19 protein-coding genes are annotated in these 26,613 nt (G+C 57.2%); 5 read left to right on the top strand and 14 right to left on the bottom strand.

What is annotated here, in order from left to right; genetic code table 11:
* Positions 1 to 89 precede the first annotated feature (89 nt).
* Together BA177_RS07220 and BA177_RS07215 are read left to right on the top strand one after the other, a co-directional pair.
* Entirely contained in the window at positions 90 to 680 is a 591-nt protein-coding gene (locus BA177_RS07220; RefSeq protein ID WP_068614819.1) for a hypothetical protein, read from the top strand.
* 325 nt (positions 681 to 1,005) lie between these two features.
* Complete coding sequence (locus BA177_RS07215; protein ID WP_068614815.1) at positions 1,006 to 2,757, top strand: phosphoenolpyruvate carboxykinase (GTP); 1,752 nt, start codon at positions 1,006 to 1,008, stop codon at positions 2,755 to 2,757.
* A gap of 43 nt (positions 2,758 to 2,800) precedes the next feature.
* On the opposite strand, the gene BA177_RS07210 is transcribed toward BA177_RS07215, so the two are convergent.
* The 11 genes from BA177_RS07210 to BA177_RS07160 all read right to left on the bottom strand — a co-directional run bounded on the left by BA177_RS07210 (position 2,801) and on the right by BA177_RS07160 (position 16,657).
* Positions 2,801 to 3,688: an adenylate/guanylate cyclase domain-containing protein gene (locus tag BA177_RS07210; protein WP_197493377.1), complete on the bottom strand. Its 888-nt coding sequence runs from the start codon at positions 3,686 to 3,688 to the stop codon at positions 2,801 to 2,803.
* Positions 3,689 to 3,798: 110 nt separating this feature from the next.
* Positions 3,799 to 4,611, bottom strand: a complete 813-nt coding sequence (locus BA177_RS07205) for a class I SAM-dependent methyltransferase (protein ID WP_068614809.1) — start codon at positions 4,609 to 4,611, stop codon at positions 3,799 to 3,801.
* A 147-nt stretch (positions 4,612 to 4,758) separates the two neighbouring features.
* Positions 4,759 to 5,775, bottom strand: coding sequence for a tRNA dihydrouridine(20/20a) synthase DusA (dusA, locus tag BA177_RS07200; RefSeq protein ID WP_231892499.1), 1,017 nt, complete (start codon positions 5,773 to 5,775; stop codon positions 4,759 to 4,761).
* 258 nt (positions 5,776 to 6,033) lie between these two features.
* Positions 6,034 to 7,290 carry a hemolysin family protein gene (locus tag BA177_RS07195; RefSeq protein WP_068614806.1) on the bottom strand — a complete coding sequence of 419 codons (1,257 nt, stop codon included), beginning with the start codon at positions 7,288 to 7,290 and terminating at the stop codon, positions 6,034 to 6,036.
* A gap of 692 nt (positions 7,291 to 7,982) precedes the next feature.
* Positions 7,983 to 8,429 (bottom strand): cupin domain-containing protein, encoded by a 447-nt coding sequence (locus tag BA177_RS07190; protein WP_156762734.1) that lies wholly within the window; start codon positions 8,427 to 8,429, stop codon positions 7,983 to 7,985.
* 17 nt (positions 8,430 to 8,446) lie between these two features.
* A complete protein-coding gene (locus BA177_RS07185) occupies positions 8,447 to 11,395 on the bottom strand; it encodes a TonB-dependent receptor (protein WP_068614800.1) in 2,949 nt (982 codons plus the stop codon).
* 299 nt (positions 11,396 to 11,694) lie between these two features.
* Entirely contained in the window at positions 11,695 to 13,074 is a 1,380-nt protein-coding gene (locus BA177_RS07180; protein WP_082989947.1) for a glutamine synthetase family protein, read from the bottom strand.
* Positions 13,075 to 13,114: 40 nt separating this feature from the next.
* Positions 13,115 to 14,215: an ABC transporter ATP-binding protein gene (locus BA177_RS07175; RefSeq protein WP_068614797.1), complete on the bottom strand. Its 1,101-nt coding sequence runs from the start codon at positions 14,213 to 14,215 to the stop codon at positions 13,115 to 13,117.
* Between the two features lie 4 nt (positions 14,216 to 14,219).
* Positions 14,220 to 15,017 carry an ABC transporter permease gene (locus tag BA177_RS07170; RefSeq protein ID WP_197493375.1) on the bottom strand — a complete coding sequence of 266 codons (798 nt, stop codon included), beginning with the start codon at positions 15,015 to 15,017 and terminating at the stop codon, positions 14,220 to 14,222.
* Positions 15,017 to 15,934 (bottom strand): ABC transporter permease, encoded by a 918-nt coding sequence (locus tag BA177_RS07165; protein ID WP_068614794.1) that lies wholly within the window; start codon positions 15,932 to 15,934, stop codon positions 15,017 to 15,019. Before BA177_RS07165 ends, BA177_RS07170 begins: the two co-directional genes overlap by 1 nt.
* Before the next feature lie 69 nt (positions 15,935 to 16,003).
* Positions 16,004 to 16,657: a TetR family transcriptional regulator C-terminal domain-containing protein gene (locus tag BA177_RS07160; RefSeq protein ID WP_068614791.1), complete on the bottom strand. Its 654-nt coding sequence runs from the start codon at positions 16,655 to 16,657 to the stop codon at positions 16,004 to 16,006.
* Positions 16,658 to 16,961: 304 nt separating this feature from the next.
* On the opposite strand from BA177_RS07160, the gene BA177_RS07155 reads away from it, so the two are divergent.
* From BA177_RS07155 to BA177_RS07145, 3 genes are read left to right on the top strand one after another with little or no spacing between them, the layout of a single operon-like run.
* Complete coding sequence (locus BA177_RS07155; protein ID WP_156762733.1) at positions 16,962 to 18,041, top strand: ABC transporter substrate-binding protein; 1,080 nt, start codon at positions 16,962 to 16,964, stop codon at positions 18,039 to 18,041.
* A 37-nt stretch (positions 18,042 to 18,078) separates the two neighbouring features.
* Entirely contained in the window at positions 18,079 to 19,449 is a 1,371-nt protein-coding gene (locus BA177_RS07150) for an aspartate aminotransferase family protein (protein WP_068614784.1), read from the top strand.
* 37 nt (positions 19,450 to 19,486) lie between these two features.
* Positions 19,487 to 21,070, top strand: coding sequence for a phytoene desaturase family protein (locus tag BA177_RS07145; protein WP_068614781.1), 1,584 nt, complete (start codon positions 19,487 to 19,489; stop codon positions 21,068 to 21,070).
* A 391-nt stretch (positions 21,071 to 21,461) separates the two neighbouring features.
* Here BA177_RS07145 and BA177_RS07140 read toward each other — a convergent pair whose 3' ends face one another.
* The 3 genes from BA177_RS07140 to BA177_RS07130 are packed head-to-tail and all read right to left on the bottom strand — an operon-like array spanning position 21,462 to position 26,607.
* Positions 21,462 to 22,955, bottom strand: coding sequence for an aldehyde dehydrogenase family protein (locus tag BA177_RS07140; RefSeq protein ID WP_068614779.1), 1,494 nt, complete (start codon positions 22,953 to 22,955; stop codon positions 21,462 to 21,464).
* A 17-nt stretch (positions 22,956 to 22,972) separates the two neighbouring features.
* Complete coding sequence (locus BA177_RS07135; RefSeq protein WP_082989946.1) at positions 22,973 to 24,964, bottom strand: PhoX family protein; 1,992 nt, start codon at positions 24,962 to 24,964, stop codon at positions 22,973 to 22,975.
* On the bottom strand, positions 24,961 to 26,607 hold the full coding sequence (locus tag BA177_RS07130) for a flavin monoamine oxidase family protein (protein WP_068614777.1): 1,647 nt from the start codon (positions 26,605 to 26,607) through the stop codon (positions 24,961 to 24,963). Before BA177_RS07130 ends, BA177_RS07135 begins: the two co-directional genes overlap by 4 nt.
* Positions 26,608 to 26,613 lie beyond the last annotated feature (6 nt).

The following is a 26,613-nucleotide window of genomic DNA, read 5'->3' as shown; positions in this document are numbered from 1 at the left end:
CAAATTGTTCTTGACAGCCTGCCCCTGAAACCCTATTGTGCGTCGCAACATTGGTGCACTGCACAATATTCTACCCAGGGACAACAGCCATGAACCAGCCTATAGAACAGTCGATGGACCGGATCGCCACTGCCGCAGACAGCGGCCTGCACTCGCTCGTCAATGGTGCTCGACAACGCAGCAAGCGGGCGGCGCAACGCGTCACCGCCGGCAAGAAGCCGTTGCAGGCGCTGGCCGGCCTCGGCCTCAAGCTGTCCGCAGTTTCACACCGGACAACGGACCGGATTCTGAAACAGCAAACTGCGCTGACCGCCAACCAGCTCGACCTGATCGCCCTGCGTTTTGAAAGTGCTGCCGACGCCAGCTGCTTGCGTGATCTGGTCAAAAAGCAGATTCGTCTGACGCCGGAACAGTTATCTCGCCTTGGTCGTGACACCAGAGCGTCGTTCGGCATCGTGCTCGATGCTGGCAGCGAAGCCCGCGATGTCGTAGCAGACACGCTGGGCTCACTGCGCAAGCCGCGCAAGGTAGCGAAAGCACCGGCCCGTAAAGCCGCGAAAACAACCAAAAAGACCGTGGCGAAAGCCAGCAAGTCTGCCAAAAAGACCAGCAAAAAAGTCGTCAGGAAAGCCGCCGGAAAAACTGCAGCCGCTGCGGACAAAGTCGCCAGCGCCAGCTGATCGGCAACACCGACGGCAATTCGCCGCGGCAAATACCTGCAAAAAGATTGCGCGCGTACGACAGACGCGCAACCTGAACCGTCTGCCTCTCCCCCGGCGCAGACGGTTTTTTTTCGCCTAATGTCTGCAGGCGGAATGACAGCCTCTGGACGCCATTCTGGCGCCGAAGAACTACCCCCCTGTTTCCCAAACGTGAAACAGGGCGGGACTCTGGAGTTCGGCTCTGTATAATCGACACGCAATCACGGCCCGGGTCATCGGACCCTTGGGCCGTTTTGCCACCCTCGCTATGTAGATCGGACCACTTACGACAAAGAGAAGAAGAATGACGACAAGGCTTGCGGCACTTGCAGACTGGGTAGACTCGGTTGCGACTCTGACTAAACCGGACCAAATACATTGGTGTGACGGCAGCGATGCCGAGAATCAACGACTCACGGAGGAGATGCTTGCCAGCGGCGTGCTTTCCGAACTGGATCAGGCAACGTACCCGAATTGCTATCTGCACCTGTCAGACCCCTCGGACGTCGCCCGGGTCGAACACCTAACGTTTGTGTGCACGCCCGAACGGGACGATGCCGGACCCAATAATCACTGGATGGCACCGGCCGACGCACACGCCAAGATCGATGCCTTGTTTGACGGCGCCATGCGCGGCCGCACCCTGTACGTGATCCCCTACTGCATGGGCCCTATTGACTCGCCCTATGCCCGCCTTGGCGTGGAGATTACCGACAGCCCGTACGTCGTCGCGAACATGCGCATCATGACACGGATGGGCCAGCCAGCACTGGAGCGTATCGAGCGTGAAGGCAGCTTTGTTAAAGGGCTGCATTCCACCGGTGACCTTGATCCCGAGAAGCGTTTTATCATGCACTTCCCGGACGAGCTGACCATCAAGAGCATCGGCTCCGGTTACGGCGGCAATGCCCTGCTCGGCAAGAAATGCCACGCGCTGCGAATTGCCAGCTACCAGGCTCGCGAGGAAGGTTGGCTGGCTGAGCACATGCTGATCGTTGGCATCGAAAACCCGCAAGGCGAAACGAGCTACGTCGCCTGCGCGTTCCCGTCAGCCTGCGGCAAAACCAATCTCGCCATGCTCATCCCCCCCGAGTCTCACCCGGGCTGGAAGATCTGGACACTGGGCGACGATATCGCCTGGTTACATCTGGACGACAACGGTCAGCTGCGCGCCATCAATCCGGAGTCCGGCTACTTCGGCGTGGTTCCAGGCACCAACGCGAAGACCAACAAGAACGCGTACGACATGATTCAAAGCGACACTATCTTTACCAATGTCGCGACTACGGCTGACAATCAGCCGTGGTGGGAAGACAAGAAAGAAGGCGAGCCGGCAACGGACTGGCACGGCAAACCTTACGTGGCGGCCAATGGCCCCGCCGCCCACCCGAATTCCCGCTTCACCGTATCGGCGACGAAGAACCCGAGTTACTCGTCGCTTGCCGAAGCACCGGATGGCGTGCCTCTGTCGGCCATCGTCTTTGGCGGTCGCCGCAAGGAACTGGCACCGCTCGTGTATGAAGCACGCGATTGGCGCCACGGGGTGCTGGTTGGTGCCGGTGTTGCCTCCGAAACCACGGCGGCGGCGACCGGCGCAGTCGGCGTTGTACGCCGTGACCCGATGGCCATGAAACCGTTCTGCGGCTACAACTTTGCCGACTACTGGGCGCATTGGTTGTCGTTTGCAGATCGCTCTACGAAGCTGCCACGCGTCTTCCACGTCAACTGGTTTCGCCAGGATGAGAACGGCAAGTTCCTCTGGCCTGGATTCGGCGACAACCTGCGGGTGTTACGTTGGATAATTGATCGTTGCGAGCAGCGCGTTGAGGCCAACGAAACGCCGATAGGCTATCTGCCGAAACCGGAAGATATCGACACCAGCGGCCTGAATATCAGAGAAGGGGCACTGGATGCACTGTTGTCGGTGAACGCCGAACAGTGGCGCGAAGAAATGACCGCAGTGGGTGAATACCTGAACAGTTACGGCGACAGACTGCCGGCCGCGCTGAAAGAAGAACATGCCAAGGTGACGGGGGCTTTGGCCAAGAGCGCCTGAGGATAACCGGGGCCTCGTACTCGTCAAAAACGAACGAGGCCCTTTACTCTTCGCAAACGAAATGAATGGCGAGTGGCGTGCCCGGTTTGGCGACCCGGCCCAGCCCGATAATGCCCTCGCCTGAAATCTCGGTACTATCCCGCCGGACAAACGTTTCTTCACCGTGCACGTTTTGCACAAACGTGCCATTCGTGCTTTGGTCGACCAGCATGAACTTGCCCCGCCGCATTTCAACCTTCGCATGTATTCGCGAGATCAGGTTGCCTTTGACCACCAGGTCGTTGTCGTCGGCACGCCCCATGTTAATGCTCTTGTTGCGCTCATTGACCACGACAGTGGCATCCCGAAACGTCAAGGTAATCTTGTTTGCCTTGCGGGACTTATCGTTCCACTCGATGGTGGGCAACATACTTGTTGCTTCTTCCGGCTGCCAAACCAGTTCGTACAAGGCGACTTCGTCAATGCGCCCGCGGACGGTTGCCACGTCGATCTGACGGGTCTGCGCCCGCCACTCTTCGGTCATGCGCTCGACAGAGACGCCGGAAATAACGATCTGGCGCGCCTTCGCTTGCGAGGTCATGCGGTTCGCGGTGTGCACGGCAGCACCGAATATGTCGTTGTGCTCGCGAACGACCGGGCCGAAATGGCAACCGATTCGAATAGAGACAGGGATACTGCCATCGCCGCCCATTTCATTGCCGCTGATCCGGGTTTGCATTTGCGTGGCAGCGGCCATAGCGGCGTCGATCGTCGGGAACGTCGACATCACTTCGTCACCGATCGTTTTGATCACGGTGCCATCGAACTGATGAGTCGCGTCCTTCATGACATCCAGGCAATGCGCAACCGTCTCGCTCGCTTTCGTGTCGCCAAACTCGTCGTACAATTGCGTGCTGCCAACAACGTCAGCAAACAAAATAGCGACTTGCATGTCCTTTCCCATCTAGTCTCTGCCCGTGATCACGTCAGCGGGCCGCAATGCGGCCAGCACCAAACTTCGAACAATATACGAGAATCGCATCCAAGTCTTTATAACTTCTACTATTTTTCTGCAACGATATAGGCGATCCATGCCAGATCAGCCTCACCGCGGGCATCCGGCGTAAATATGCCGTTGCCCTCACCGTCCTCGTCCTCACCTTCCCAGTACACCGTCGCCGTCGAAAAGCCGGCTTCAAGCAACATGTCGCGAATTTCCGGTGCAGAATACAAGCGCCATTCGTAGGTAAAGGCATTCTTGATTTTCGAGCCGTCTTTGAACTTGAAATCAATCGCGCAACGCATCCAGTTGGTAACCGGATGGAACTCGGCCTGACGCCAGATATAGGTAAAACCGTGTTCCTTGTGTTTGGTTTTCTCTTTGGTTTCTTCCTGCGCTTCCGGGCCACCGAACATATCAACAAAGAACACGCCGTCTTCTTTCAGGCTCTCATAGGCGCGTCGAAAATAGCGGACCATGGTGGCCCGTTCCTGGAAGATGAAATAACTGAAATTGAATGCGGCCAACAGATCAACGGGCGGCGTTTCGACCGTCATCACGTCGGACTCAATCAGACTCACGCGTGCCTGGTCAGCCGCTGGCAGCTTGCCAACGCGGTTCTTGCGGCCCCACTCCAGAACTGAAGGCTCTATGTCCACGCCGATAGCCTGATACTCTGCGCCTTGCCGCACCCACTGACAGGCAGCACTCGCGGTACCGCAGAAGTCTTCGCGGAATACATAGGCCGTGCGGCCGCGGATATCACGAAAGGTGTTTTGCATGAACTCAACTTCATGCTCGACGTTCTGAACTGACAGTTCGTACAACTCGTGGATATCGGCTTCGTCAGCCATCGTCGGCTTTTTGCTGGACATTAGTACATTCTTCCCGCTCATTGTGGTGAGGTAACTCCGCACTCGCTAATTCGAGCCGCCATTGTAGCGGGGTAAGGGCTAACAATCACCGCCAGAAAGAAAACAACGGTTACAACGATCAGCCCTTGCCGACCGGGTACCCTGCCCTCAGGCGGCCAATGCCGCAGGTACCTTTGCCAGCGCCTCTTCCAGCACTTCAAAACCACTGTCAGCCTGCCAGGCATGTTGGCTCAGATGGCGGCGCCAGGCCCTCGCCCCGGGCTCGCCGGCAAACAAGCCCAGCAGATGCCGACTGATGTGTTTGAGATAGACACCTTCGGACAGTGCCTCTTCAATATAGGGCCGCATCCGCAAGATCACCTCCTGCCGGGTTTCGCTGCTTTCATTGCCGTAAACCACCCGGTCCAGTTCCCGCAAGAACCACGGTGCCTGGTAGGCCTGACGGCCGATCATTACTCCATCGACGTGTTGCAAATGAGCCAGTGCCTGCTGGCTGTCGGTGATGCCGCCATTCAATACGATCTGCAAGTCCGGTCGGGCTTCTTTCAGACGGTAGACCCGCGGGTAGTTTAACGGCGGTACACTACGGTTTTCTTTAGGGCTCAGTCCTGCCAGAACAGCAATGCGGGCGTGCACTACAAAAGTCTCGCAACCGGCATCGGCTACCGTGGTTACGAACTCGCGCAGGAATGCGTCACTGTCGCTGTCGTCAATACCGATGCGTGTCTTGACCGTCACCGGGCAGTCTGTTGCCTTTCTCATTGCCCGCACACAGTCTGCCACCCGCCGCGGATCGGCCATCAGGCAGGCGCCGAATTGGCCGTTTTGCACGCGATCAGATGGGCAGCCAACATTGATGTTGATTGCGTCGTAGCCGGCCTCGGCCCCCATGACCGCCGCTTCAGCCATCAGCTCGGGCGAACTGCCGCCAAGCTGCAGTACCACCGGGTGTTCCGTCGCATCAAAACGCAGCAGCCGTTCGCTGTCACCGTGCCGGATCGCGGCGGCAGTCACCATCTCGGTGTAAAGCAGTGTTGGTGCGCTCAGCTGGCGCAAGAAGTACCGGCAATGACGGTCCGTCCAGTCCATCATCGGGGCCACGGATACCCGGGCACAACGCTCCGTATTTGCCATCATTCCTTCCATGTACGAGCCGCCCTTCATTGGGAACACCAAGCCTGCACCGATTGCCGGCGTGGCCTCTATCCGCTGTCATCGAACAATTGAAAGCCGGATTATGCCGCAATACGATGCACCTGCACCAAACAGGCCTGCCTCTCACCTTCGGCACACCTGCTCAATCAGGCCAAAGTCGGCGGCCGTGCAATTTCGCCCATGCCCTTCAAACGTCAAGAAACCTGCCGGTTTTTTTTAGCAGGCCGATTGCGGCTGCAACCATAGACCTGCGCCGGTCGGACTTTGCTAACCGTCTTCCGGAGTGTGGTCATCAGGAGCAGGCCGAACCGCAATCATCTCTGCCCGCCGCGAACTGGCCGACAAGACCTCGAGCTGGCAGTTTTTCCACAGCACACTGTCACCGCGCACCGGCAAGCGGCCCAGCATCTCGGTAATGAGCCCACCCACAGTGGCGACATTGTCGTCGGGTTCCCACGGCAACCCTAGCCTCGCACAAATTTTGCGCAACTCGACCGATGCCCGGACGTGCATCGAGCCATCGCTCTGTTGCCAGGTATCGTCAATATGCTCGTCGGTTTCGTCGAGAATCTCCCCCACCACTTCCTCGAGAACATCTTCCAGCGTGACAATGCCTTCAACGCCGCCGTATTCGTCGACGACGATCGCCATGTGCATGCGCTCTGTCTGAAAGGTTCGTAACAGCCCGGTCAACGGCATACTTTCCGGGACGACCACAGGCTCCCGCACCAGCTCTGACCACGCCAATGGTTCGTCGGCAGCATCGTGCATCCAGTGCAGCAGATCCTTGGCGACGACTATGCCAGCGACATCGTCAATATCCTTGGCGGGGACAAACGGGTAACGACTGTAGCCTTTGTCCTTGATCAGCGCCCGCGCTTCAGCGGCCGTCATTTCGCCGGATAGATGCACGATGCCCTGCCGCGGCAGCATTACATCACCGGCGGTCATTTGCCGCAGGTGCGTTGCACCGACAATCATTTCCGCGGTGCGTGGACCGACTGCACCTTCATTCCGACCCATTGCAGCCAGCAGCCGGATCTCCTCCACGGAGGTCACCGGCGCGGCTTTGCCGCTACGTAACGAGCGCGAGAACCGTTCACTAACGAATACGAATGGATACAGCACAACAGTCATGACCCGAATCATGTAGGCAACGGGCACGGCGAAGAACCGCGAGTGGCTTACGCCCAGGGTCTTGGGAATGATTTCGGTCAAGACCAGTACTGCAATCGTGAAAACGATCGTGAATATCCACAATGTACGCTCGTCAAACACGCTAACGTAACTTGCACCGGCCACTGATGCGCCGACCGTGTGCGCGGCGGTATTCAGTATCAGGATTGCGGCGATAGGCACATCGATATTGCGCTTGAAGCCGGCCATCCACCGGCCGGCTCGTCGATGTCGGGAGATCATTGCCTCCGATTGCGCCGGGCTGGTCGACAGCAACACGGACTCGCAAAGCGAACAAATAAAGGAAACGGTCAAGACAACCGTAATGGCCGTCAGAAAAATAAGCATCGTGACTCCGTATGGGTACAACATCATGCAACAACCGCGGCGCTGCCGAATCCAAATCGACCAGCACTTTGCGGGATCTAAAGCGGGCACCCTGCTACGTTCCAGTTCGATACCAGCAGGTCGTCCGTCTGACCATCCTGCCAAATTCCATGGATAGCCGCTATTGCCAGCTATGCAACCGCGAACGATCAGGGCTGCGATGATACCGAGCGGTGAATTCAAGACCAGGATAGTCGCCGGCCCCGCACGGGTTACTGCGGGCACGCGCGGCGGGTCGCAATACGGTCAGCCAGGAAAGCTGATTGTGGCTGGAACTACTGGGAATGCGGAGAAACGAGCAAAGAATGCGGCGCGACCAGTGCAGGGGAGCGGCCCGCGGCCGCGATCAGCCAGTGGCGTCACAACCGGACCGTGCCGAGGAGGCCTAACTCAAGACTACGGCAGCGCAGTTAGCGTGTTCAATTGCGGACGTGCCAGAGACACTACCGCTGGCGGCACCCCGCCAGCGCACCGGCAGTCCAATGCCCCTGAGCGAACAGCTGCATGTCCAGCAGACAGACGAGCTACAGGGGGGACACCGCACACACAAGGTGGCACGGCGTTACCCCTGACAGCCACGGCCTTGCCTGTCGATCCGACTACTGCGGCCCCGACGACAAGGCAACGTCGCCCCACCCTGACGGTACGGCAAGCTAGTCGACGGGGTGACCATCCGCATCAACGTAGACCAGCGGTGCCGGGCCCATACCACGAATCTCGACGATGACCTCTTCGTCTTTCGCGCCGTCAAAATGGGCTGCCTTTGCGGGGTGTTTCATGTAACTGCCCGGACCCAGCGGTATGGAATTCTCTTTATCCCAAACCGTACCGGTACCCGTATACCAGGTGCCTTTGATGACGGTGACATAGCGCGTGTTCGGGTGAAAATGCGGCGCACTGAAAGTGCCCGGCGCAAAGCGGGCACGCATGATGTAATAGCCTTCGCTGCGTGGATCGCCTTCGAGCACCGCCATGTCGAGGCCGGGTTCCAGCTCGGTCCAGACCAGGTCATCCGGCGTCAGGCGAACAAACTCATCGTCACCGGCGTTTGCCGCCCATGCAATGACGAGCAGCAGCGACGTGACAGAAATCAACTTCATATTGAGCTCCATGATGGTTACCGGAATCGGGCGTTGATGCCGAGCGTAAAGTTTCGGCCGTTGTAGTTCGAATTGTCGAGGTAGGCGTTGCCACTGCCGAACGTCCGTCGGACGATTGCTTTGGTGCCATCGTCCGTGATGTCGGTCGCGCGGAATACCAGGCGAATACGGTCCGTTACGTCAAAGTTCGTGGTGAAATCGAGTGAGTCGTAGTCCTGCTCGTAGATGCTTTCCTGGAATTGCGAGAAACCGAACAGGAACTGATCCCGGTAAGAATAAGCCAGGTTGGCCTCGAAGCGCTCGCCCTGGTAGGTCAGTGCCGCTGTACCGATCGTGCCCGGCGCATTGAAAAACTCGACGTCATCGCGACCTTCGAGCCCGGAATCCGCACTACTCTCCTGCAATGTCAGGTTCACATAGGTACCGAAGCCACCCCAGAAGCCTTCCAGATCCGTGAACTGTCGAATGAAGTTGAGCTCAAGGCCGTACACCTCAGCCGTCTTGCCGTTGTAGAACGTTTCGACATCACCGATTTCGAGACCGGCCAGTCGCGGATCGTTTTCGAAGCGCGAGGCGTCACCATCACCTTCGGGCGCATCATCGTTAAAGATGAAGCCATCAATTGTCTTGTAGAAAACGTTGGCCGACAGGATGCCGATGCCGCCGTAGTAGTACTCAACGCCGAAATCGAAATTCCAAGCCTGCGCCGTTTCGAGGTCCGGGTTGCCCAGGAAGATATCAGCCGTCCCGTCTTCGATTGCGATCTCCGTGGTGCCTGCAATAAACTGAAATTCGGGACGCGCCAATGAAGCGAATACCGCACCCCGGAAAATCAAATCGTCAGACGCACGGTAGTTGACCTGCAAACGAGGTAGCACATCCGTGTAACTCGAGTCGGTTTTGATCGGCGTCAAGGTTTCAGTGCCGGCATCGTCGTTTTCGATCAGTTCCAGGTTCTTAACGGAAACTTCAGTCTGCTCGACCCGAACCCCGCCGATAATTTCCCAATTGCCGACGTTTGCCTGCGCCATGATGTAGCCAGCGAGAATATCTTCAGTGGCAGAATACGTATCCGCGTCCAGAGGGATTGAGCCATCGTCAACGTACTCGTTTTCAAGAACACCGTCGTCAACCAGGCCGAAGCCGATATTGCGCCAATTACTCAACATGCCCTCGTCTATCGCGAAGATCGAACTGTAGGGCGAACCTATGTCCGCGAAGTTGACGTCGCTGCCGCGGAAGCCGTCCTCCTCAAAGAACAGATCGCCGTCTGCTTCAAGCACGTTGGCTTCAAACAACGAGCGTTCCGACTGCTGGTACTTGATACCCATCTTCATGTATTCGAATGCGCCAGAACCTGAGAGGTCGCGCATCGCATCAAAGGTAACTGCCGTCTTGCGATCCTTCGCGCGATCTTCGTCAATATCATTGCCACTTAACGACCAGCCGGCCGCGCTGGCAATTGCCGCCGAATCCGCTGGATTCAGTATCGGTGAAGGGAACTCGTTATCCGAACGATCCCACAATATCGTACTGGAACTCATGTCTTTCTCGAACGACAACTCGTAGTCATTGGGTTCGTCACGAATACCTTCCGAGTAGCCAACGGAATAGTCGAACCGCCATGGTCCACGTTGCGTTTCGCCGAGCAGATTGTACGACTGGGAACGAAAAACCGACTCTTCGTACTCGCCGTAGATGCGCGCTGTATATCCGTCCTCAGGGTTCAGCATGCCGCCCTGATAAAGTTCATCGTCATCACCAACGAAAAAGATGCCACGATTGAGCTCCGTGTCATCAAGTCGGTTATAGCTGCCTTTGAATGTAAGCAAAGTATTGTCGGTTGCCTGCAAACTGATCGCGGTATTGATGCCGATGTTTTCACGATCATTGTCGAAGCGCAGCATGCCGAAATCGTAGACCTCCGGCGTATTGCCGGATTCCAAAGGATCGCCATCGTCCTGTTCCAGAACCGATACCCAATCCTCGTCATTCAGCAAACCGTAACCTGCCGTACTGCGGTCGCTGTAGGCCGCAGAAACCAGAATCCCCCAACGATCGTCCGGGCCGAACACCGTTGCGAAAGTACCTGCCAGCTTGCCGCCAAGGTCGTCACTGAAGTCGTTGTAGAACCCTTCAGCGTTCATATCCATGTACAGCTCACGATAATCAAACGCTGTTGCACTGATCAGCTCGACTGAGCCTCCGATGCCATCGCCATCGTGGTTCGGCAATAGTGTCTTATTGACGATTACCTTGGATACAGCTTCGATCTGGATAACGTCGAGCGCGACCCGGCGGTTATCTTCTTCCTGCTGCGCCACGTTCATACCGTTCAGCTTGAAGTTGTTCAAACCCGAATCCAGTCCGCGAATGGATACGTAGCGCCCGTCCCCTGCTTTTTCTTCACGCTCGATGGACACACCGGGTACCCGGCGCATTGCCTCTGCGATGTTGCGGTCCGGAAACCGTCCAAGCTGGTCGGAGGAAATGACGTTGGAAATATTGTCGTTGCTGCGTTGCTCATTGAGCGCTGCCGCCTGCGCTCCGCGCACACCGGTGGTGACCACCTCATCCAGGGTCTCCGGACCAATCTCAATCAGCGTTAATGCATTCTCACCTGCAGCGACCGACACCTGCTCGACCTTCGATTCGAACCCGATGTACGAAAGTTCGACCGAATATGTTCCTGACGGCAGATTGTTGAAACGAAATGAACCGTCACTGGCCGATGATGTTGTTGCTCCAGTCTCGCGTAATCGAATCATCACACCGGAAAGATAGTTTTGCGTGCCTGGATTGACGACTCTGCCATTTATTGCACCAGCGTTCGCGTCTTGTGCATTTACGGGCAGTGCAATCGAAACGAATGCAGATAACACGATGGCCAGAAAAAACCGCGCGAAGGACGCTGCTTGTTGTCGGTCGGGCCGTCGAGAAGAAGTCGGAGTGATCGTTAAGGTCATGGCGGCATCCCTGATTATGGGCAATGGGCTGGATTCCAAACTCCTCCGGATACTATACCGCCACAGATGAATTGCCAAGAAAAACTGATCGAATGTTCAGCGAATTTTTGAGATGCCGAAAATGTTCATAAATCCACAACAGGGCTGTAACATACTGTTCATAAAGGATATGAAAGACCTTACTCACACGAGAATATCTCCCGACAGGGTTGCGAGTCAGGAACGAACGAGAACAAAATGGGCGTACATGGCGGAACAATACGAGCTTGCGTTTCACCACGGCCAGCAGCGTGCGGACACTAGCTATCGGAGCGCAGGTACCACTCCACTTCCCGGGCGGAGATCTCGCTCAGGAATGCATCAAGTTCCAGTTGCTTGGTTGCCGCATAGACCTTGCAATACTCTGCGCCGAGGTAATCAGGCAAGGTCACCGCTGCATTCAGCTCACGCAATGCATCCGACAGGCGCAGTGGCAGACCAGCGTCTGGCTTTACGCAGGCATTGCCCGTTTTTGGGCTGGTCGGTTCGCCGCACAACTCAAGCCCGCAATGCATTCCGGCCAGCAATGCGGCCAATGCAAGGTAGGGATTCGCGTCTGCGCCCGGGACGCGGTATTCGATACGCCGATCCTCTGACTTGCCTGCCGGCACTCTGAGCGCGACAGACCGGTTGTTGTAGCCCCACGTACGGGACATGGGCACGAACAAACCTGGTTGAAAGCGGCGGTAAGAATTCAGATTGGGTGCAAAGAAGGCCATTCCCTCCGGCATGACTTCCAGCACGCCGGCAACGGCGTGCCGTAGCTTGCTGCTCCCTTGCTCGCTACCGTCATCGAAAACATTATTGCCAGCCTCGTCCAGCAAACTGACATGCCAATGCATACCGCTACCGGCCGTCGCCTTGTAAGGCTTGGCCATGAAGGTTGCGCGCATGTCGTGTTTGACAGCAATGTTTTGCACTACTTGCTTGAGCAAGATCGCGTGATCGGCGGATTGCACGGCATCCGCAACGTGCCGCAAATTGATCTCGAACTGGTCGCCACCGTATTCAGCATTGAGAGCCGTCACCGGTAGTTGCAACTCACGGCAGGCGGTCGTCACATCCGATACGTAGCCCTCAAAGTCATCGACATGCGACAGGCTCATTAGCTGTGAACTCTTGTGGCGACGGCCTGCCACGGCTGACTCCGGCTTCTGCGGCATGCCATAGGCATCGCGTTCACGGTCGACAAGGCAGAACTCCAGTTCGCATGCCACAACGGGGCATAAGCCCTGCTCGGCGAAACGCGCAACGACCCCGGACAGGACATTGCGTGGTTCGAACGAACTGGCGCCACCTGCGTCATTGAGAAAGCCCACAGTCACCTGGCCGCGCGGCGTTGCCGACCACGGAACCCTTATCAAAGTTCGCGCAAGAGGCCGAACTACGGTATCCGGATCACCGTCACTCACGCCCTTCCCCAACGGGTCCATGCAGCTGCCCGTCACCGACAACATGAGCATGGAGGCCGGAATTTGCAGTCCACCAGCAAACAACTGCCTCGCGTGCTCCACAGTCAATCGTTTGCCCCGGCTTATGCCACACATATCAGGAAACACAGCATCAATGGCATCGACGCCGGGATGCTCTTCAAGAAACTGCTCCAGATCCCCAATTTCCGCGTACATGGCGGTCGTCATCAAACCTCGCCTCCGATCTATGGAAAATGTAGCCCGGCTATCACTGCGTGAAACGCAACAACGCCGACGGCTGCAAGGACAGCCATACGCGATCACCGCGCGCTGGCAACCCGCCGTCGAGGCCTGACTGGCTCCGCAACGCGACGGTCACCGGCGTATTGCAGCCGTCCACGCTGACCTGCAGATGCGATTGGTCGCCCCAGTAGGCAGCGCTTCGCACTATCCCGGCGGTGCACAGCCCCGTTTCGGAGGGCCCGTTGGCCAGATAAATTTTCTCAGGCCTGATTGCGACGGTGTGCGCCAGACCCGGTGCCTCGCCTGCCAGACACTCCTGGAAATCGATCGAGCCGAATCCGCCAACGCGAACAACCACTCGCCCGCCTTCGTGAATCGCTTCGGTCGTTGCCGAAAGAAAATTCATGTCGCCAATAAACCGCGCAACCTGCGTGCAGTTCGGGCGCTCGTAGACTTGCAACGGCGACGCAATTTGCAAAACCTGCCCCTGCTGCATGATCGCAATCCGGTCGGACATCGATAACGCCTCTTCCTGATCGTGAGTGACCAATATGAAAGTGATACCCACGTTGCGCTGGAGTTCGCGCAACTCAAATTGCATTTGCTCGCGCAGGTTTTTGTCCAATGCCCCGAGAGGTTCATCAAGCAACAGCACCTTCGGGTGCCGGACCAACGCCCGCGCAAGCGCGACTCGTTGCCGTTGCCCGCCGGAGAGCTGATCAGGACGACGCGCTTCCAGACCGGACAGCTGTACTGCCTGCAACATATCTGCCACCCGTTGTTCGCGATCCGCGCGACTAAGGTCCAGATTCCTGAGGCCGTAGCGCACGTTGTCGATCAGGCTCAGGTGCGGAAAAATCGCGTAATTCTGAAATACCATGTTGCAGGGCCGGCGGTAGGCAGGCACGCCTTCCATATCGATACCGTCGACCATCAGTACGCCAGCATCAACCGATTCAAGCCCGGCAATCATCCGCAGCATTGTTGACTTACCGCAACCCGAAGGCCCCAGCACCGAAAAAAACTCGCCTTGTTCTATATTCAGGCTGATGTCGTCGAGCGCAACGAAATCGCCGAAACGCTTGTGCACGTTCCTCAGCTCGACCAAAGGTGACTTTTGTGTCATGAGTTTATTCCGGATTGGCGTGTCGCCGCCGCAGCCACTCGGCCAGTGCGACGATGACAAAAGAGCAAGCAATAATTAACGTGCCCAACGCCAGTGCGCTGGGTAGCTTTTTCGGAAACCGGAGTTGCCCCCACAAATAAACAGGCAAGGTCGGCTCACTTGCGGACAGGAAGTAGGCAATCAGGAATTCATCGAAGGAAATGGTGAAGGTCAGGAGGAAACTGGCGACTACTCCTGGCAGAGTCAACGGAAAGACAACGCGCCAGAACGTTTGCCAGGGTGTCGCTCCGAGGTCCAGCGACGCCTCTTCAAGCAAGACGGAAAAGCCCTCGAATCGCGACATAAGTATCGCGACAGCAAACGGATAGCATACAAGCATGTGGCCCAGCACAACCGCCCACTTGCCAAGCCCTAACGATGCCTTGTTCAAGACGACCAGTAATGACACCGCCATGATCAGCTCGGGAATCACCATGGGCAACATGATCAGACCAACAATCGTGCGGTAGCCGCGCAAACGTTGCCGGGTGAGCGCTCGTGCCGTCAACACACCCAACGCCGTGCTCAGCGCCGCCGTGATCAAGCCAATCTGCACACTGACCAGCAAAGCCGATGTAATGGACGGATCGGCCGCCAGCTCGCTGTACCAACGGGTCGTAAACGCTTTGAACGGAAAACTGATGTAGTAAGAGTCGTTAAACGAAAACAGGGGCAGGATCAGTATCGGCGCGTACAGGTAAAGCATGTAAGACGACGAAAAAATCAGTCGCAAGCGTTGTCCAACAGTGCGGTTTGCCGACACTAGCGGATCCTCGCTGACAGGAAGCGGCTAACGGTAACAAACAGCAATGACAACAGTGCAACGCTGCTAATGGATACGACCGAGATTGCCGCACCCAGCGGCCAGTTGTTGGCTTTGCCGAACTGAGCCTGGATAAGATTCGATACCATCAGGCCATCGGGACCGCCAACCAACGCGGGCGTAATGTAGTCCCCAACCGTGGGTATGAATATGATCACTGCTGCGGCAATAACGCCCGGCATTGACAGCGGCAGCGTGATGCGAAAAAAGCGCCGGAACGGCCCGTCACCAAGATCCGCCGCCGCATCGAAAAGATTGCGGTCAATTTTCTCGAGCGAAAGGTAGATGGGCAGGATCGCGAATGTCGCCCACGCATGCGACATCGTAATAACAACTGAAAGCGGATTGTACAGCATGAAGCCGAATGGCTCGTCGATCAGGCCAAGGCTCATTAGCCCTGAGTTAATTGCACCATTCCAGCCGAGCACGACTTTCCACGCAAACACTCTGAGCAAATAGCTGGTCCAGAACGGCAGCGTAATCAGGATCAACCAGATCAATTTTCGCTTGTGTACATCGAAAGCGACGAAATACGCCAATGGGTAGGCAAGCACGATCGTGACGAGGGTGACGCTGGCGGCGATGCCGATCGAACGTAGCAGTATCCTGCTGTAACCGGGCCGCTCCAGCAGCTTTTCGTAATTGGCCAGGGTGAATGCGGTGTCGAACTCACCGTAGCCTTGTGCACTCCAGAAACTGGCAACGACCAGCAGACACAGAGGAACCATGAGTGCAGCGATTACCAGCAACAGCCCGGGTGACAGCTGCAGGTAAGCCAGTCGAATGGGCCACGAACGCGAGGTCGGCTTTGTTGCGGCTATACCGGCTGCCTGCCTGTTGTTCGAAGTGCCCGCCATCGATAATTACGCGCTGGTCAGCGCGAAGGCTCGCGACAGAGAAGTCGGGGCCGACCCGACTGCCGCAGATCAAGCTGCATCTGAATCCAGAATGCCGTCAGCATCGAAATGCCGCGGAAACACACTGGCCAGGTAACGGAAGCACATCGACTTGCTGGCTTCACGACTGAAATCTTTTGGACTCAGCATCAGCTCGCGCCACAAGGAATCGATCAGCGCTCCCAGAGCACGTGCAACCACGGCGTGGTCCACGTCGACATAGCCACCAAGCTCCGCTACGGCTTTGCAGCTCTTCTCCATGACATTGGAGAAACTGCGATCCCAGCCTTTGCACACCGCCGTGTAGGTCGGCCGCGACCGGGCTTCGCCCAGGAATGCGTACCAAACGGCCACTTTCTTGCGGGTACAAACCCGGGGATGAAAATCCGATTCGACCAACGCCGCCAACTGGGAAACCGGGTCTTGCGCGGCATTCTCCAGCGCTTTCTTCCATGACGCGGCATATTCCTCGGACAGTTGTTCCAGCGTTTCTATCAGCAATTTTTCCTTGCTGACGAAGTGGAAATTCACCAGACCCCGGGACACGCCCGCGCGCTTCGACACCTTTTCCAGCGTGGTTTCCGCGAAGCCCCGGCTCGCTATGGAATCAATGGTGGCATTGATCAGATCCTGACGCGTCTGATCGCGCCGCTTCACTCGGGAAGTACCCGGTTTAGTCGCCATATCTCGGCCCCTTGCTGCAGAAAAAGGCGTAGATTGTACTAGTTCTACAGTCCGGGCACCTGTTTGCGCCCGCCCTGCCTGAATTCGCCCCTGACCCAATCGGCTCTCCCCGTACTTGACTAAACAATTGTTCAGTGATTGTGGACAATCAGAACGTAAACTGCAATCATCCTTTCAACTTTCATTGAACAAGCGCTCAGCGACTGGCGAGACTGGCAATCTGACGCCACGAGGCGGCGCCACGCGAGCAACAGCAGGTAGACACGCGGTGAAGACACGGCCAGAAAACCAGCGGGAGGCGGCAATGCGCAGACAGCCCGGCACGGCACAATGCCGCCCGATCGGCCTGATTGCAGGCTTGGCACTGTGTCTGGGCGTCCTGACCCACACACTGGCTGACGACATCGAGCACCCGGTCGCGTTTGTCTGGGCCGGCTACGACAACCCGGCGTTCTATCCACCGTACGTGACGAAGTACGGGCGTCCGCCGACCTTCAGCCTTTACGGTGACGAGGAAGAAGCCCTGCAGAAAATGCGCGCGGGCTACCAGCCCGACGTCATGCTGCCTTGCGCCAACGTCATAGACCGCTGGAATCGCGCCGGACTGCTGGGCACCATTGATACCGCTTTGCTTTCCAATTGGGATGACGTCATTCCCGCGTTGAAAAACGCGCCGGGCGGCATGGTCGACGGCCGTCGGGTAATGATTCCGACGGACTGGGGCCTGACCTCAGTGATCTATCGCACCGACATCGCACCGGAATACATCGACAACGAAAGTTACGGCATCTTGTGGGATCCCAAATACAAAGGGCGATTGGCCACGATCGACAGCCAGGTCGATGGCGTCTCAGTTGCTGCCCTGTATGCCGGACTGGATCCGTTCGATCTTTCCCTTGAGCAGATAGAACAGGTGCGCGCCCTCCTTCAGGAACAGCGCGCCTTACTGCGCATGTACACCAGTGACAACACGTCAATCGCGCAATCGCTGGCCAGCGGCGAAGTTGTTGCCGCGCTCGGCTGGAGCACCGACTACGCGAATCTGAAAGCCGAAGGCGTACCGGTCGCGTTCATGAACCCGAGAGAAGGACGGATGGCCTGGATATGTGGTGCGGCGATTCACGCGAATTCTGCGCATCGACAGCTTGCGCATGAAGTCATCGACGCGATGATCAGCCCCGAAGGCGGCGCCTTCACGATCACAGAAAACGGAACGGGGGTTGCCAACCAGCGCGCATTTGGCCTGGTCAGTGACGCCGTCCTGCAAAGCTTAGGCCTGGACCAGGACATGCAGAACATTTTTGACAGCAGCGTCATGCAACGAACACAACGCAATGCGGATGCCATCGCTGTCATGTTCGAAGAAGTAAAACTCGGCTTGTAAACAAAATACTTAACGACAACTTGCACAGGAACATTATATGCCGTTGATCAGCAGACAACGTATCAGGAACCTGCTCGAACGGGAGAAAACCGCGTTCGAATCGGCCCATCCGACGTCACGCAAACTTGCCGCCGAATCGGCGCCGCACTTCATTGCCGGCGTACAGATGCCATGGCTGGTTGAGTGGGAGAGTCCGTTTACGCTATTCGTTGATAAGGCCAAAGGCGCACAAATCACGGACGTCGACGGTAATGATTACGTCGATCTGTGTTTGGGCGACACGGGCGCGATGTTCGGCCATTCGCCGGATGTCCTGGTCGCCGCTGTTCGTGATGCCGTCGATCAGGGCCTCACCTACATGTTGCCAACGGAAGACGGCGCGCGTATCGCTGCCGAATTTGCCAAGCGGACCGGTTTGCCACGCTGGTCATTTACGCTGACCGCGACGGACGCCAATCGATTCGCCGCGCGCATTGCGCGGGCAATCACCGGGCGACCCAAGATTCTTGTATTCGATGGCTGCTATCACGGCACTCACGATGAAACGCTGGCGCGCTTGGACGACGGGCGGGTCAATCCACGGGAAGGCAGCGTCGGGCCGCCGGTACCGCTGGAACAAACCACCCGGGTTGTTGAGTTCAACGATCTTGCTGCACTGGACGAGGCGCTGTCGCACGGCGACGTCGCCTGTGTACTGGCAGAACCCGCTCTCACCAACTGCGGCATGGTTCTGCCCGACGATGATTTCCATGCTGGCATGCGCGAAATCACCCGCAAGCACGGCGTATTGCTGATCATCGACGAGACCCACACCATTTCGTCCGGCCCCGGCGGTTATACGCAGGCCTATGGCCTCGAACCCGACATGTTCGTACTGGGCAAACCTATCGGCGGCGGAATACCGGCGGCGGTTTACGGCGTATCCGAGGACATCGCGAATCGTTTCGACGCTTTGCTCGATCCGGAACATCCGGTCGTCGTCGGAATTGGCGGCACCTTGTCCGGCAATGCGCTGTCATTGCGTGCAGTACGCACAATGCTTGAGAACGTCATTACCGAAGAAAACTTCCAGTACATGTTCTCGATTGCTGAACGGCTCGAAGAAGGTATTCGGGCAACGATAGAGAAACACAATATACCGTGGCACGTGAGCCGCATGGGTGCCCGGGTCGAGTACGGACATACCGTGAAACCGCGCCGCACAGCGCGCGAAGTTGAAGACACGACAGACGGCGAGCTTGAACAGTTGCTGCATCTCTACTGCCTCAATCGAGGCGTAATGATTACGCCTTTCCACAACATGATGCTCACATCGCCCTCGACCACGGCTGAACACGTTGATCTGCACAATCGCATATTCGCTGATTGCGTAGAAGAACTGACGAACGTTGCGGCAGAAGTAGCATGACGGCGGCGACCCGCAAAGCAGCAGAGGTCAGGACCTGATGACAACGAATTACGATGCCATAGTGATAGGCGGCGGCCACAACGGCCTGACCTCAGCCGCCTATCTCGCTCGTGCCGGCAAACGGGTCCTCGTTCTGGAGAAGCGCTACACCGTCGGCGGCGCATCAGCGACTGAAGAGTTTGCACCCGGCTATCGCAATTCGAGTTGCGCGTTCGTGGTTGGTTACTTGCGACCGCAGATTATCAAGGACCTCGAACTCGCCAAACATGGCCTTGAGATAAAACAGGTCGAGAACGAGTTTTTCGCGCTTAATGACAGTGAGTACATGCTGTTGACCGGAGACTCGGCAAACGATGACCAGGAGATTCGCAAGTTCTCTGCGAACGACGTCGAAGGTCTGGCACGCTTGCGCGAAATGCTGCTGCCCCTGAGCACGTTTTTCGCCAAGCGCATGTTGCGACCGCCACCCACCTCGAAAAGCGGGCTGCGCGATCTGCTCGAGTGGGCACGGATAGGCATCGATCTGGTTCGACTGGGACGGCGGAACCGCAACCGCCTCGTGCAGGCTATGTCACAGAGCGCTGGCAGTCTGCTTGATCGCTACCTCGAAAGCGATCAGGCAAAACTGCCCTACGCGTTTGGCGCCATATCCGGAAACATGAACGACCTGGATACACCTACAACAGCATTCCGTCTCCTGCACGGACAGCTGTGCGAAGTGAACGGAGTAGCCGGCGCCTGGGGCTTGCCGAAAGGCGGCATGGGTGCTGTGTCGGATGCGATCTGCGACGCTGCGGTCAGTCACGGCGCGGTCATCCGAACCAGTACTGCCGTCAAACGCGTGATGATAGAGAATGGCACCGCGACGGGCGTCGAACTGGATAACGGTGAACGGATTCAGGCGAAGGTCGTCCTGTCGAACGCGGACCCGAAGCGTACCTTTCTCGGGCTCGTCGATGCCGAACACCTGGCTCCGGAGTTTCGCGAAGACATCAATGCGTACCGGATGGAATCCGGCACGTTTCGCATGAACTGCGCCATCAGCGAATTGCCTGACTTCCTCTGCAAGCCCGGAAACGAGCCTGGTCCGCAACATCAGGGCATGATCTACGTATTGCCTTCGATCGAATACATCCGCGAAGCATTCAATGACACACGCTCCGGTAACTGGTCGCGCTCCCCGATCATCGAGGCGGTAATTCCCACGATTCATGACGACACTCTGGCCCCGGCTGGCAAGCACATCATCAGTCTGAGTGCGCGGTACTTTCCCCGGCATTTGTCGGGCGGCAGGAACTGGGATGATTGCCGCGAGGAAGCCGCCAACTGCATCATCGACACGTTTAATAAGTACGCACCGAATTTTCGAGCTTCGATCACTGCGCAAACCGCGCTGTCGCCTCTGGACCTGGAACGCGAGTACGGCTTGACCGGTGGCGATATTGCCCATGGACAATACGAATTGAATCAACTGTTCACGATGCGTCCGCACGCCGACGCCGCTGGCTGTACGACGCCCATCAAGAGTTTGTACATTTGCGGTGCCGGCACGCATCCCGGCGGTGGAGTGTCCGGCATTCCCGGTTATCACGCCGCGAGACTTGCGCTGCGCGCGCTGTAGCCTGCCGGGAGCTGTAATTCAATCCGGGCCGGTGTATCGGGTAGCCACCCCACTGTTCGCTGGAACAAGACTTTCCAGCACCGGCAAGACACCCATGATTGCGACCCGAAATATCGAGCGATTTTTCATTACGGCGTCGGATCGCCATCATCTGCTCAATGACTCATCGGCGTGCAACACCACACGCCAGTACAATCGAGTCACTATTTGTCCCGGCTCTGTTGCTGGAAAGCCAAAGCCGGGAGATATGCAGACCTGGGAAAACACAACTACACGCGTATAACCGGACACACTGTTGCCTGCACAATCTTCGCCTGGGAAAAGCGAGCGTCGCGGTAATACTCAGCGCCCGCATTACCGGGCACGCCATTGGCGAATGACTGGTCCTGAATTAGGCCAGTTTTGTCCAGACACTCTTGGTCTGCAGGTAGGAGTACATGGTTGCGAGACAGTTGTCGCGGCCATTGCCCGATTGTTTTACTCCGCCCCATGGCATCGTCATGTCGGATTCGTTGATCGTATTGATCCATACCACACCCGCCTGAATGTCGCGCGCCAGGCGATGCGCTTTGGCGAGGTCACGGGTAAATACACTGGCGGTCAGGCCGTAGATCGAATCGTTCGCTATCTGGATGGCCTCTTCGTCGGATTGCACACGAATGACCGACGCGACAGGGCCGAAGATTTCCTCCTGCGCAATCCTCATACCGTTGTCGACGCCCGTAAACAAACTTGGCTCGACGTAGTAGCCGGTGTCGAACGCTGCAGGTCGATTGCCACCAAAAACGAGTGTTGCACCTTCCTGGCGACCGGTCTCCAGGTAGCCAAGAACGGTCTCTTGCTGACGCTGACTGACTAACGGGCCCAATGTCGTCCCGGGGTCAAGTGGATCACCCGGCAAGTAGTAGCTGGGCGTCAGCGCAGTGAGCTTTTCGACAAACTCATCGTGAACGCTGGCGTGTACCAGCATTCTCGATGCGGCATTGCATACCTGCCCAGTGTTGCCGAAAATCCCGTGAATTGCACAATCGACAGCGAAGTCGACGTCACCAACATCGGCAAGAATGATTTGTGGTGATTTACCGCCCAGCTCGGTTGCAACGTGCTTCAGGTTGCTCTCGCCGGAATAGACCATCATCTTGCGGCCAACAGCAACCGAACCGGTGAACGCGATCTTCGCAACGTCCATGTGCAGCGCCAGCGCTTTACCCGCCTCCGCGCCCAGGCCATTTACGACGTTGAAGACTCCGGGAGGTCCGCCCGCCTCAATGAACAGTTGAGCCATACGTGTCGCGCTTAAGGGCGATTCTTCGGAGGGCTTCAGGACGAGTGTATTGCCAGCCGCCAGTGCCGGCGCGATCTTGCCGGCGGCTTGTGTCAGCGGAAAATTCCACGGTGTAATGGCACCCACCACGCCGAGCGGTTCGTGAAGTATGTAGTTGAATGCCGAAACATCCGTGCGGGTGACTTGGCCATTGAGCTTATCGATGGTTTCCGCGAAAAATCGAAAGATGCCGGCCGCTTCTGGCACTTCGCCATCAATCATGTTGCTGATGGGCATTCCCATGTCGAGCGTGTCCATCAGCGCCAGATTTTCACCGTCCGCTTCGATGCGATCCGCAAAATCCATAAGTACGCGCAAGCGCTCACGCGGCGCCATGCCGGACCATGCAGGAAACGCCCGGCGCGCGGCCAGGACCGCCGCGTCTATATCCTGCGCCGAACCTCGAGCTGCCGTACTGTGTACTGCCGCAGTCGCGGGATTGACAATATCGAACGAGCGCCCGTCGAGTGACGCCATCGATCGGCCGGCAATAAAATGATTGCCGTCGGGTCGCAGCTTCGAAGCCCGCCGCAGCCAGTCGTCTTTGGACAATGCACACATAAATTTCCGACTTACCTTTAGCTGCCAATAACCGCGCCATCATCGCGCGTAATTACAATAACCGACGGCCGCGGTGGCTCGCCGGGCTTCAGTTCCGGCCAACGGGTTACCGTTGATTCAAGACTGCTCGCTTCTTCGCCCGGGTGCTGAACCGCAAGAAACAAGGTGCGGCCGTCCGGCGTAAATGCCGGGCTGCAACATTCCGACTCCAGCGGCGGCATGTAGAATCGCCGACTCAGGTTGCGTTCCGGACCTTCCGTCTCCATCACGTACAGCGCATCCCGCGTGCCATTGCCATCATCCGAACACACCCACAGACGACCCATTGGGTCGACGGAAAGATTATCCGGATCAGTGAAGCGACTGCGCTCAGCCGTCTCCGGGTGAAACGGCGCGGCTTCGGCGCGATCTCCACAAAGCAGCATGAGCGACCACTCGAAGCGATCTGCTGCGTAGTCGTGCTTACCGCCGTCGATGGACGGCGCGAACAGCTCCAGCAAATGGCCGAACTCGTTATTGGCACGCGGATTCGCAGCCGATACCTGGTTCTGCGTGCGGTCGCGATTCTGGGTCAGCGCAAGGAACAGCACGCCGCGCTTCGGATCACTGACGAAACCCTCCGGTGCATCCATCGGTGTAGCACCAAGCAGATCCGCCGCTCGACGGGTTTGAATCAACACATCACCCTGATCCATAAAGCCATTGGCGGCCGTCAATGGACCCTCACCAAAGCGTATGGGTAACCATTGCAATCCGCCGTCTTCGTCAAGTTGCGCGACGGACAGTGTGCCGTTGTCGAGCAAGTGGCGGTTTGCGCTTCGATTCGAAGGGTCGTAAACCGCGTCGGTCACGAAGCGATAGATGTACTCAAACTCCCAATCGTCACCCATAAAGACAACGACTCTGCCATCGCTGTTCAAAACAGTGTGCGCACCCTCGTGAGCGAACCGGCCGAGCGCTGTTCGTTTGACAGGCGGCCTGTCCGGCTCAAACGGATCAACCTCGACGATCCACTCGAAACGATTTGCCTCGTTCGGTTCCTGTTCGAGATCAAAGCGTGCGTGATAACGACCCCAACCATAATCACCAGTAGCGCTTTGTGCATCGTAGTAATAACGCGCAAAGTGTGCGCTGTCTTCCGTATTCTCGTAATTACCCTTGAAGAAATCAGCCGAGCCCTCTTCACCACTCAGCACCGTGCCCCACGGCGTTACGCCGCCATTGCAGTTGTCGTGCGTGCCTAGCACTGTCGTGCCGCCCGGGTCGTCGCTGGTACGCATGCGCGGATGGCCACGTGCCGGGCCGCGTATGTCCATGGGCGTAAAGGCAGACAGCCGACGATTAAAACGGCTGTCGGTAACCAACTGCCACTCGCTCCCTTCACGTTTAACCTCAAGCACTGAAAGGCCTACTGCGGCCATTGAGACATCAACCTGCTCCCTGGTCATTGTCGCCGCGGCATTGCTTTCGTCCAGACCACTCCACATCAACCATGGCAACGGGTACTCGTGATTGACCACCAACAACCCGTGCTCAGATGCTTTCTGGTTTGCATCCATCGGCAGGTAGGCGAGGAAATCGTTGTTGTAGCCGAACTGCTGGAGCGCCGTCTCCACGTCCGTATTGTCGGCGGCAAACGACGGTCCGCCGGCCTTCATTGGGTCGCCCCAACTGATCAGAATTTGGCGCGAATAGCCATCGGGCAGTATGTCTTCAGCAGCCTTGTCGTAAGCCACTTCGCCGAACGACAAAGTTGATCCCGGATCCGGGCCAGGGCCGGCATCCAGTTCGGCATTCTGACCGCCGCAACCGGCCAGCAACGAGGACATCGGCAACAAGGTGGCTGCCAGACCGGCCGCGACAAACTCTCTGCGCCCGAGCCGAGCCTCCAGAACATCACGAAAATCCGTTTGGGTAGACCACGACCGGCGAACCCTCGAACTGCCTTTGTCATTGAATACCCGGGTTTTTTCGTCGCCCTCCGGATCCTTGCTCTCCCACTCGCTCACGCTTTGCTCCCCCGAGTTCTCTCGTCGATCATGGCCACAGCCGAGTGTGCAGCGGCAAATGCGCCTTCCATCCAGCCGGCCCACAAGCTGGCAATATCCCCGGCAAAATAGACCGAACCCTCCGGCTGAATCATTTGCCCGTACATGGCTGTAGTGGCATCACTGTCATCGGGCTCCCACGCAGGCCAGGCGCCCCAGCTGAACGGCACTGTGCGCCAGGCGAACGAAATCGGATGCTGCAGCTCTTTGCCGTAGCCCGGATGCACGTGTTCTGTACTTACGCGGGCGGCAGCTGCACGATCTTGCGGCGACATCATGTGCCATTGATGGCCAACCTCACCGTCGTTGTAGCTGGTGACAATCGTGCCGTATTTCTCAAAGAATCCGTTGCTTGGGTACCAGATCTGCTCGATGTCCCGCGTCGTGTACGTCACGCCACCAAATATTCCGAGATCCTCTTCCCACCAGCGTCGCGATTGCCACGCGGTCTTTACCGAGTTCTCGTAATGTTGGCCTTTGGCGATGGCTTGTTTCTTCTGTTCCGAAAAGTTGTTCTCGATATATTTGTAGCCAGCAAACGGAATTGTGGTAACGCAGTAGTCAGCCTTCAATGTCGCGCGCTCGCCGAGGTGGTCGAAGCCGAAACGGTGCGGAATATTCTGTTGCGGAGTATCGAAGACCGGCAAACTGCCAGGCTCTGTTTGTCGGTAGACAACCTCAACACCGTGGTCGCTGTTGATGATCTCGACAACAATGCAATTCGACTGAACAACCCCCACTGGCAAGCGATCCGTAAATGCGGTAACCAGCTTGTCCATACCGCCAACCGGCTGAAACATCGTCGCCTGATGACCGAATATCTCGTCTTCGTTGAACATCCAGCCCCAGAATTTTGCATCCAACAAGTCCCGAAAGGCCAGCGGCTTGCGCTGCTCACCAAAATCCAATCCCGCCGACGGCAGGCGTGCATACCCTGCACGAGTAGAGCCGGCATAGTCTCCGCTGGAAGTGAGGTCACCGAACTCCTGCAGAAACTCCAGCAGTGTCTCTTTATCGCCGTCGGTCAACTCGCGGTCCAGCGCGCCTTGATTGATGCACTTACTCAGCAGTTCGGAAATGTAGCCGCGAGTGTCGTAGTGCAATTGACGGTTTTCGATGGAACGGCCACCGAATGCTTTGTCGTCGTGATACAGCGCCGCACGATTGGTCGTAATCTGTACTTCAAGCGGCACGGAAAACTGACTGCAATAGTTGAGCACGCGCCAATGCTGCGATGAAATCCGCGACGGACCGGCGTTAAAATAGAGTCCCTCCTCCCATTCGCAGGCCTGGGTCACGCCGTTCAACTCCTGAACGACATCCCCCTTGCGTATCGTCCGGTTTCTGCCGCCAGAGCGATTGGAGGCTTCCAGAACGGTCACCTCATAGCCGGCGCGCAATAGCTCGAACGCCGTCGCCAGGCCGGATACACCTGCACCAAGAACAACTACTGACTTACCTCTTCCGGAGTCAGATTGAAGCTCGGGAAGCGATTGATTGCCACGTTCCGCCGGCAACATTCCCAACGCCTGCATGGAAATGAAAGCGGCACCAAACCCCATCTTGCCGACACGTTCAACAAACTGCCTGCGAGTTAATTTCATTCGGCC

The sequence above is a fragment of the Woeseia oceani genome, assembly GCF_001677435.1.
GTDB classification, from domain to species: Bacteria; Pseudomonadota; Gammaproteobacteria; order Steroidobacterales; family Woeseiaceae; genus Woeseia; species Woeseia oceani.
This window is presented reverse-complemented; position numbering and strand designations above follow the sequence as displayed.